Annotated in this window: 2 protein-coding genes; both read right to left on the reverse strand. The window is 76.7% G+C overall.

The window, feature by feature from the left end; translation table 11 throughout:
* Positions 1 to 327: EboA domain-containing protein (locus tag AOK00_RS33045; protein WP_173861705.1), on the reverse strand; the 327-nt coding region annotated here is incomplete at its 3' end.
* The coding region (locus tag AOK00_RS33050) for a sugar phosphate isomerase/epimerase family protein (RefSeq protein WP_055603842.1) at positions 321 to 1,108 on the reverse strand (788 nt) is incomplete at its 5' end. The genes AOK00_RS33050 and AOK00_RS33045, both read right to left, overlap by 7 nt.

Below are 1,108 nucleotides of genomic sequence, written 5' to 3' on the forward strand. Positions count from 1 at the left end.
GCCGACGGCGGCGGTGATGAGGGTGGTGTCGTGGGTGCGGAGGGCGTCCTCGACGAGGGGCACGGCCTCGGGGCCGGTGACGAGGACGGGGAGGGCCAGGAGGACCGCGCGGCGCTCGGCGGCGGCGCCGTGCCGGTAGAGACGGGTGAGGGTGTCGGGGTCGGCCCCGGCGGCCCGGAGGAGAAGGATGCGGGCCTCGTCCGCGTGCTCGCGCCCGCAGTGCCGGCCGGCGGCGACGAAGCGCTCCTCCCAGCCGGGAGCACGGGCATCGGCCTCGGCCAGGGCGGAGTCCAGCCAGGCGCGGGCGGCGGCGGTGACCGTCAGCATGTCGGGGCCTCCCGGCGCAGGAAGGAGAGGGAGGTGCGGGCGAGTTCGGGGCCGGCGTGGGAGTGGCGGGGCAGCTCGACGACGGTCAGGCCGGGGTAGCCGGCGGCGGTGAGCTCGGCGAGTGCGGCGAGCACCGGCGGGAAGTCGATCTCACCGTCGCCGAACGGCAGGTGCTCGTGCACCCCGCGGCGCATGTCCTCGATCTGGATGTGGTGCACCCAGGGGGCGGCTGCGCGCAGGCAGTCGGCGGGAGGGAGGGGTTCGAGGCACTGGCAGTGGCCGAGGTCGAGGGTGAGGCCGAGGGCGGCGGGCGCGGGGTCGCCGAGGAGTCCGCGCAGGTGGTGGAAGTCGTCGAGGGTGGCGAGGAGGTGGCCGGGTTCGGGTTCGACGGCCAGGGGCACGCGGGCGGCGGCCGCGGCCTCCAGGACAGGGGTGAGAGAGGAGGTGAGCCGTTTCCAGGCCTCGTCCGGTGGGGTGTCGGCCGGAGGGATGCCGCTGAAGCAGTGCACGGCGTGCGCGCCGAGGTCGGCGGCGACCCGAACGGCCCGCAACAGGAGCCGGACCCGGGCGGCGCGGTCCTCGGGGTCCGGGTCGAGCAGGGACGGGCCGTGCTTGCGGCGCGGGTCGAGGACGTAGCGGGCACCGGTCTCGACGGTCACGCCGAGCCCCAGCTCGCCGAGGCGCCGGGCGACCCGGGCGGTACGGGCGGCCAGGTCGGGGGCGAGGGGGTCGAGGTGCATGTGGTCGAGGGTCAGCCCGACGCCGTCGTAGCCGAGATCGG

The sequence above is a fragment of the Streptomyces aureus genome (genome assembly GCF_001418135.1).
Lineage (GTDB): Bacteria > Actinomycetota > Actinomycetes > Streptomycetales > Streptomycetaceae > Streptomyces > Streptomyces aureus_A.